At 65.6% G+C, this 6,816-nt stretch carries 10 protein-coding genes and 1 tRNA gene; 3 read left to right on the forward strand and 8 right to left on the reverse strand.

The genetic code is table 11. The annotated features are described in order from the left end of the window. Positions 1-231 precede the first annotated feature (231 nt). Complete coding sequence (locus BAY1663_RS24235; protein ID WP_128576437.1) at positions 232-510, forward strand: type II toxin-antitoxin system RelE/ParE family toxin; 279 nt, start codon at positions 232-234, stop codon at positions 508-510. A 12-nt stretch (positions 511-522) separates the two neighbouring features. Continuing rightward, positions 523-828, forward strand: coding sequence for a HigA family addiction module antitoxin (locus BAY1663_RS21645; protein WP_037044957.1), 306 nt, complete (start codon positions 523-525; stop codon positions 826-828). Between the two features lie 72 nt (positions 829-900). Here the strand turns inward: BAY1663_RS21645 and BAY1663_RS21650 are convergent. The 6 genes from BAY1663_RS21650 to otsB all read right to left on the reverse strand — a co-directional run bounded on the left by BAY1663_RS21650 (position 901) and on the right by otsB (position 4,923). After that, positions 901-977: transfer RNA gene (locus tag BAY1663_RS21650), tRNA-Met, on the reverse strand. 123 nt (positions 978-1,100) lie between these two features. Beyond that, positions 1,101-2,009: a DMT family transporter gene (locus tag BAY1663_RS21655; RefSeq protein WP_037044958.1), complete on the reverse strand. Its 909-nt coding sequence runs from the start codon at positions 2,007-2,009 to the stop codon at positions 1,101-1,103. Continuing rightward, entirely contained in the window at positions 2,009-2,653 is a 645-nt protein-coding gene (gene can, locus BAY1663_RS21660; RefSeq protein ID WP_037044961.1) for a carbonate dehydratase, read from the reverse strand. The genes BAY1663_RS21655 and can overlap by 1 nt, the downstream gene beginning before the upstream one ends. Before the next feature lie 66 nt (positions 2,654-2,719). Next, positions 2,720-2,881 carry a hypothetical protein gene (locus tag BAY1663_RS25625; RefSeq protein WP_256206950.1) on the reverse strand — a complete coding sequence of 54 codons (162 nt, stop codon included), beginning with the start codon at positions 2,879-2,881 and terminating at the stop codon, positions 2,720-2,722. After that, entirely contained in the window at positions 2,842-4,131 is a 1,290-nt protein-coding gene (locus BAY1663_RS21665) for a trehalose-6-phosphate synthase (protein WP_256206951.1), read from the reverse strand. Before BAY1663_RS21665 ends, BAY1663_RS25625 begins: the two co-directional genes overlap by 40 nt. A gap of 15 nt (positions 4,132-4,146) precedes the next feature. Further along, the gene (gene otsB / locus BAY1663_RS21670) at positions 4,147-4,923 is read right to left on the reverse strand and encodes a trehalose-phosphatase (protein WP_037044964.1); all 777 of its coding nucleotides are present in this window, start codon (positions 4,921-4,923) and stop codon (positions 4,147-4,149) included. Positions 4,924-5,103: 180 nt separating this feature from the next. On the opposite strand from otsB, the gene BAY1663_RS21675 reads away from it, so the two are divergent. After that, positions 5,104-5,667: a hypothetical protein gene (locus BAY1663_RS21675; RefSeq protein WP_037044967.1), complete on the forward strand. Its 564-nt coding sequence runs from the start codon at positions 5,104-5,106 to the stop codon at positions 5,665-5,667. A gap of 24 nt (positions 5,668-5,691) precedes the next feature. Here BAY1663_RS21675 and rimI read toward each other — a convergent pair whose 3' ends face one another. Both rimI and BAY1663_RS21685 read right to left on the reverse strand, forming a co-directional pair. After that, positions 5,692-6,144 carry a ribosomal protein S18-alanine N-acetyltransferase gene (gene rimI / locus BAY1663_RS21680; RefSeq protein WP_037044969.1) on the reverse strand — a complete coding sequence of 151 codons (453 nt, stop codon included), beginning with the start codon at positions 6,142-6,144 and terminating at the stop codon, positions 5,692-5,694. Between the two features lie 9 nt (positions 6,145-6,153). Further along, a partial coding sequence (locus tag BAY1663_RS21685) for a hypothetical protein (protein WP_037044972.1) occupies positions 6,154-6,816 on the reverse strand: 663 nt, incomplete at its 5' end.

Raw genomic sequence — 6,816 nt, forward strand, 5'->3', positions numbered from 1 at the left:
CAGGGTTTCCCTAAAGCTAGAGGGAACCTACGCTATCCCGACCAGCACCGTCGCGTCGTCAAACGGTAGCGCATCCCTCTCATCTCTGCGGCAGATCCGGGCCCTGCAAGTGGCGGTGAATCAGCGCTGCGGCTCTCGCCACTAGCTCAAGTCCGCCATGCCGCTAGCGCATGTTGACGAAGTAGCCAATCGGCGTATGATAAATTAACGCTTAACGTTAAGGATTAAAGCGTGATTCTGAGCTTCAGATGCGATGAAACCCGGAGCTTGTTTGAAACAGGAAGCTCCAGGCGTTGGGGAAATATCCTGACCGTCGCAACGCGAAAGCTTGCGATGCTCAATGCAGCAACGGAACTGCGAGACTTGCGCTCCCCTCCCGGCAACAGGTTGGAGCCGTTGCAAGGCAATCGAATAGGGCAACACAGAATCAGGATCAATGACCAATGGCGGATCTGCTTTGTCTGGACGGACGCGGGCCCGGCACAGGTCGAAATCGTCGATTACCACTGAGGAGGTGGCTACATGGCAATCAACGGCATGCACCCCGTTCACCCTGGTGAAGTGCTGCGCGAAGAGTTCCTGGAGCCGCTGGGGATCACTCCCGCGGCCCTTGCCCGTGCGCTGCATGTATCGGCGCCGACCATCAATGACATCGTGCGTGAGCGTCGTGGAATTACTGCCGATACGGCTATCCGCCTGGGTCGCTACTTCGACACGTCTGCACAGTTCTGGATGAACTTGCAGACCGAATATGCACTGGCAACGACCTACGCTGAGACCGGCGAAGAGATCGAGCATGAAATCGAACCGCTGCGGGCAGTCGGCTAAGGGCCGTGGTCGCGCTGTAGTCACCGGCCCAAAACAAAAAGGGGTTAGCTTTCGCTAACCCCTTGATTTGTCTGGTGGCTACACCGGGACTTGAACCTGGGACATCAGCATTATGAATGCTGCGCTCTAACCAACTGAGCTATGTAGCCAAGTGGCGCGCATTATTCTCTGGTCGCTGTGGGCTGTCAACCCTCGGCCCGTGGATTTTTTATCGTTTTCAATCGCTTAGTTACGAATGGTCGGAAGCGCCCCGTGTGCGCTGGCCGCGCGCGTCAGCGGTTCGGGCGGAGCGCGGGACGGGTGGCCAGCAGCAGGCCGCCGAAGATCAGCGCGCCGCCGATCCAGTGGAAGGTTTGCAGCGCTTCGCCCAGCAGCAGCCAGCCCAGCAAGGCGGTGAATACCGGCATCAGGTACATGGCCATCGCGGCCCTGCCCGCACCGACGATTTTCACCCCGTGGTTCCAGCCGAGGTAGGCGACCAGCGAGGCGAATACCGCCGTATAGGCAATGGCCGCGAGGTTGCCGGCGCTCGGTTCGAAGCCGCCGACATGGCTCAGTTCCAGCAGGTAGAACGGCAGGATCAGCGGTACCCCGAGCAGCATCAGGGTGCCGAGCAGCACCAGCGGCGGCAGCGTCAGGTAGCCGGCCCAGCGCCGCAGCAGCAGCGTATAGAGCGCCCAGGCCAGTACGGCGAGCAGCATGATCAGGTCGCCCCGCTGGAATGCCAGGCCGGCCAGGGTCGCCCAATCGCCCCGGCTGATCAGGTACAGCAGGCCGCAGGCGGCTACGGCCATGCCGTACCAGGCCCGGCGGCTCGGCCACTCGCCCAGCAGGAAGCCGGCACCGATGAAGGTGGCCAGCGGCAGGCAGGTATTGACCAGGGTGAGGTTGATGGCTTCGGTGCTCTGCGCAGCGGTGTAGAGCACCGAGTTATAGCTGGCGATACCGAGGGCGGCGACCACCGGCAGGCGCCAGCCCGCCGCACGCAGCGTCGCCCGGTGCGCCCAGATGCCGCGCGCGACGAACGGCAGCAGCAGCGATGTGGCCAGCACCCAGCGCCAGAACGACAGCCCCAGCGGCGGGATGTCATCGTAGAAGGCGCGGGCCACCAGCGCGTTGCCGCTCCAGCAGAGCACGGCGACCAGCAGCCCGAGAAAGGCCAGCCCCTGGCGGGAAGCCACTAGTTCGAGCGGGGCGGACGCAGGCGATACTGCGATGGCAGTTGCTCGAGCCCGCTGACGGTGACGTTGAGGTTCTTCCACAGGCCATCCTTGATGCCGTAGATGCAGCCATGCACGGAGAGCGGCTGGCCGCGGTGCCAGGCGTTCTGGACGATGGTGGTATGGCTGACGTTGGCGACCTGCTGGATCACGTTGAGCTCGCACAGGCGATCGACCTGCTCGTCCTCGGTGGCCAGCTTGGCCAGGTGCGTACGGTGCTCATAGTAAAGGTCGCGGATGGTACGTAGCCAGCCATCGATGAGGCCGAGCTGGTCGTCGCGCATGGAAGCGCGCACGCCGCCGCAGCCGTAATGGCCGGTGACCAGGATGTGCTTGACCTTGAGCACGTCGACCGCGTACTGGATCACCGACAGGCAGTTGAGGTCGGTGTGCAGCACGACGTTGGCGACGTTGCGGTGGACGAACAGGTCGCCGGGCAGCATGCCGACGATCTCGTTGGCCGGTACCCGCGCATCGGAGCAGCCGATCCACAGGTATTCCGGGGTCTGCTGCTTGGCCAGCTTCTCGAAGAAGCTCGGGTCTTCCTGCTTGATGGCTTCGGCCCAGCGGGCATTGTTGTCGAACAGCTGATCCAGATCACTCATCTCATTATTCTCGAAAGGACTCGGGTACGAAGCGGCAACGTTATGACAGGTAGGCCGCCCGCCGCGTCACAGCCGCTCCAGCGACGCCTCCTCGACCTTGGACACGCGCGGCTGCGAGACGAACGAGCGCAGGTCACGCAGGAAGTTGTCACGCCAGGCGTCCAGGTCCGCCGCGCGGATGGCGCGCATCAGGTGCTCGTAGCGGTCCTTGCGTTCGGCCAGCGACATGCGCAGCGCACGGTCGAGCGCTTCGGCCATGCCGACGCAGTCGTAGGGTTGATGATCAAGGCCGAGGTCAGCTCGCGCGCCGCGCCGGCGAAGCGCGACAGCACCAGCACGCCGGGGTCCTCGGGGTCCTGCGCGGCGACGTATTCCTTGGCGACCAGGTTCATGCCGTCGCGCAGCGGCGTGACGAAGCCGACATCGGCGGCGCGGAACAGCCCCATCAGCACGCGGCGATCGTAGCTCTTGTTGAGGTAGTGCAGCGGCGTCCAGTCGAGGTCGGAAAGGCGCCCGTTGAGGTGGCCGGCCTGGCTCTCCAGTTGCTCGCGGATGTGCTGGTAGGTGCGCACGTCCGAACGCGAGGTCGGCGCGATCTGCAGGAATTCGACGTTGTTGCGATGGCCGGGGTAGCGGTCGAGAAATTCCTCGTAGGCGCGGAAGCGCTCCAGCAATCCCTTGGAATAGTCCAGCCGATCGACGCTGATGATGGTCTTGCGGCGGGTGTCGGTGGCGCGGCGCATGGGGTGTGCACGGCCCTTGTAGCCTTCGGCGAGCGTCTGGATCTCGTCCGGCACCACGCCGATCGGATAGACCCCGGCGCGGAAGTTCTGCCCGTAGGCGGTCAGGCTGCCGTCAGCCTCGATGACGCCGCGCACCTCGCGGGTGATGTAGTCCTGGAAGGCCAGCCGGTCGGTGTCGGTCTGGAAGCCGATCAGGTCGTAGTAGCAGAAAGTCTTCAGCAGTTCGTTGTGCGGCGGGATGGCGGTGAGGATTTCCGGCGCCGGAAACGGGATGTGCAGGAAGAACCCGATGCGGTTGCGAATGCCCAACTGGCGACAGGCCTCGGCGAACGGGATCAGGTGGTAGTCGTGAATCCAGATGATGTCGTCGGGCTTGAGCAGCGGCTTGAGCTTCTCGGCGAGCATCGCATTGACCCGCCGGTAGCCGTCGTATTCCTCGCGGCTGTAGCGGGCCAGGTCGATGCGGTAGTGGAAGATCGGCCAGAGCGTGGCGTTGGAGAAGCCGCGGTAGTACTGGTCGTAGTCGCGCTTGATCAGAGGCAGGGTGACGTAGGTGATGTTGCCCACCTGCTCCGTGCTGAGGGTCGGCGCCGCGCCGACTTCTCCGCTCCAGCCGAACCAGATCCCGCCGGACTGGCGCAGCGCGTCGTAGACGCCGACGGCCAGCCCTCCGGCGGCGACCTTGCCGGCCTTGATCGGAGCCACCCGGTTGGAAACCACTACTAAACGGCTCATGGCAAAAGTCTCGCTTCAGTCTGATTTTGTTATAGGTATGGCCGGCTCGCCGAGGCTGTGCAGCAACGCATCGAGCCAGTCGCCGACCGCCGCCACCGACGCCAGCCGCCGATGCGCCGCGCTGGGGCCTTCGCCGACCTTGATGGAAAGCCCGCCAAGCGCGTTGACGGCGGCGAAGCCGGCTTCGTCGGTCAGGTCGTCGCCGACGAACACCGGCTGCCGGCCGCTGAACGACGGCTCGGCCATGAAGGCGCGAATCACCTCGCCCTTGCTCGCGCCGCGTGGCTTGAGTTCGAACACGCACTTGCCCGGCTGCAGCGTCAGCACCTCGGCATGCCGCTGGGCGAAGTCTTCGGCGAGGCGGCGCGCCGTGGCCTCCAGCTCCGGCGCCAGGCGAAAGTGCAGCGCGAAGGCGACGCCCTTGTTCTCCAGGTACAGGCCGGGATACGCGGCGCAGGCCTGCGCCAGCTCCCGTTCGATCTGCGCCAGCACCTGCGTATCGAGCGCCAGGTCGCATCGCCGGCCATCGGCGGCACGACGCTCGGCACCGTGCACGCCGGCGGCGGGAAGCTGTAGCGGGGCGAACAGTGCATCGAGCTGGCTGAGCGGGCGGCCGGAGATGACGGCGACGGGAATACCGGCGCCCTGCAGCCGCTCCAGGGCCGCCAGGGTGGGCGATGGAATGAATACGAGTTCCGGACGGGGCTGTATGTCAGCCAGCGTTCCGTCCACATCGAAGAAGAAGGCGCAGCGCCGTACCTCCAGCGCGGGTTGGTCGTTTCGATCGCTCATGAAACCTAGGACTCCGGATTGCGCGCGGTGGTTCGTCCAGTTTTTACATGGCCCTCAAGCGTTTACTGCGAAAGAACAGCATGGACCCGAATGCCGCTACCGGCCAGCGGCGAGGCCTGAATCTTCAGGATGGCGCCGGGTCACAACCAGCAAGACCCAGCGTTCTGGAAGGAGAGGATCATGACTGATCGCAAACCCCATACCCCGAGCGAAATCGACGATACCGAGGACCGCATGGGCTCCATGGAGCAGCTCGACTTCGACCAGCGCAAGGACGAACGCAAGGGCCGTATCGGCGACGAGGCACCGCGCGAGCAGGTCGAGGACGAATTTCCGCCGGAGCGCGCGGCCGAAGCCGGGATGACCGCCGGCGAGATGCCCGACAGTGACACCACCCTGGACGACATGAGCCCCGAGACGCTGATCCCGGAGGATGGCGCGCGCTCGGCTCGCGAGCCCGGCCATGGCGGGCCGGCCGACCAGGAGCTGAGCGAGGTGTCGGAACACCGGATCGGCGCCGACGTGGACCTCGACGAGGCCGAGCAGGCGCGCTACGACCCGCTCGACGGCAAGCCCTGGGACGGCCCCGCCGATGGCGATCCGGATACCGGCCTCAGCGGCGGCGAGGCGGTGTTGCCGGATGACGACAGCGTGCTGGAGGAGGATCAGGACGTCCTCTCCGACGAGGAACTCGAAGGCGAGGCCCCGCTGGACTCTGGTCGCGACAAACGCCCGGGCGAGTAAGGCCGGCCATGCGAGCGGGTCGGCTCAGTCCAGCAGGGTGCAGGCCATGACCAGGGCGTCCTCGCGCCCTTCCGCCGACGGGTAGTAGGCCCGGCGCCGGCCTACCTCATTGAAGCCGTAGCGCTCGTAGAGGCGATAGGCCGAGGCGTTGCTGGCGCGAACCTCGAGGAAACACTCGCGTCCGCCGCGTGCGCGGGCCCGCTCCATCAGGTGCTCCAGCAAGCGCAGGCCGAGGCCGCGGCCCTGGCTTTGCGGCTTGACGGTGATGTTGAGCAGGTGCGCCTCGTCGAGAATGACGTTGATCACCCCGTGGCCGATCTGCTGGCCGCCTTCGAACATCAGCCAGCATTCATAGGCCGAAAGCGCATCGGTGAAAATGCCGCGCGTCCACGGGTGGCTGAAGGCTGCATATTCGATCTTCAATACGGCGTCGATGTCCGCCTGGGTCATCGGACGAAAACTGACGGCATCACTCATTAAGCGTACTCACGAACCTATATTCCAACGCGGCATGCTACGGCGCAGGGCCCGCCACAGTTCGGCCTTGCTGGCCGGCTGCTCCATCAGGCGCTCCAGGCCGGGTATCGCCAGGGCCCGACCGAGGCCTTCGATGGCCAGCTCGCGGTAGCAGGCCGACTCGTCCGCCTCGGCGGCAAAACGCAGTGCCGGCCGGCCGACCAGCCAGATGCAATCGCAGCCCATGCCTTCCAGCTCGGCAGCGACCACCCCCTGCACGTAGTCACGCGCAGCCTCGGCGCCCTGGTCGAGGCTGCCTTTGTACAACAGCGGCCAGCGGATCGGCTCGCCGTCGCCGACCTGCTGCGGCTTGTCCGGCAGGCGCGCGGCGCGCAGCAGGTCCTTGAGCAGGATGTAGGCCGGATCGCGGCTCTGGAAGGACTCGCCCGTGGGCAGCTCCACCAGCAGCAGAACATTGCCGGCCCGCAGCAGTTGCAGGGCGAAACGTGGCGGCGGCTCGACCGGCTTCTGCTGTTGCGCCGAAACCTCCGGGGCAGCGACCGGCTCGGGCTTCTTCGGCTCGGGCATGGCGATACGCGGGCGCGGCAGCTCCGGGCGAGCGGCAGTTGCCGGCGCTGCCGCCACAGGTTCCATAGCCGGTGCGGCCACCTCGGCCGGCGCAGAGGGTGCGCG

The organism is Pseudomonas sp. BAY1663 (genome assembly GCF_000582595.1).
Taxonomy (GTDB): Bacteria; Pseudomonadota; Gammaproteobacteria; order Pseudomonadales; family Pseudomonadaceae; genus Stutzerimonas; species Stutzerimonas stutzeri_AF.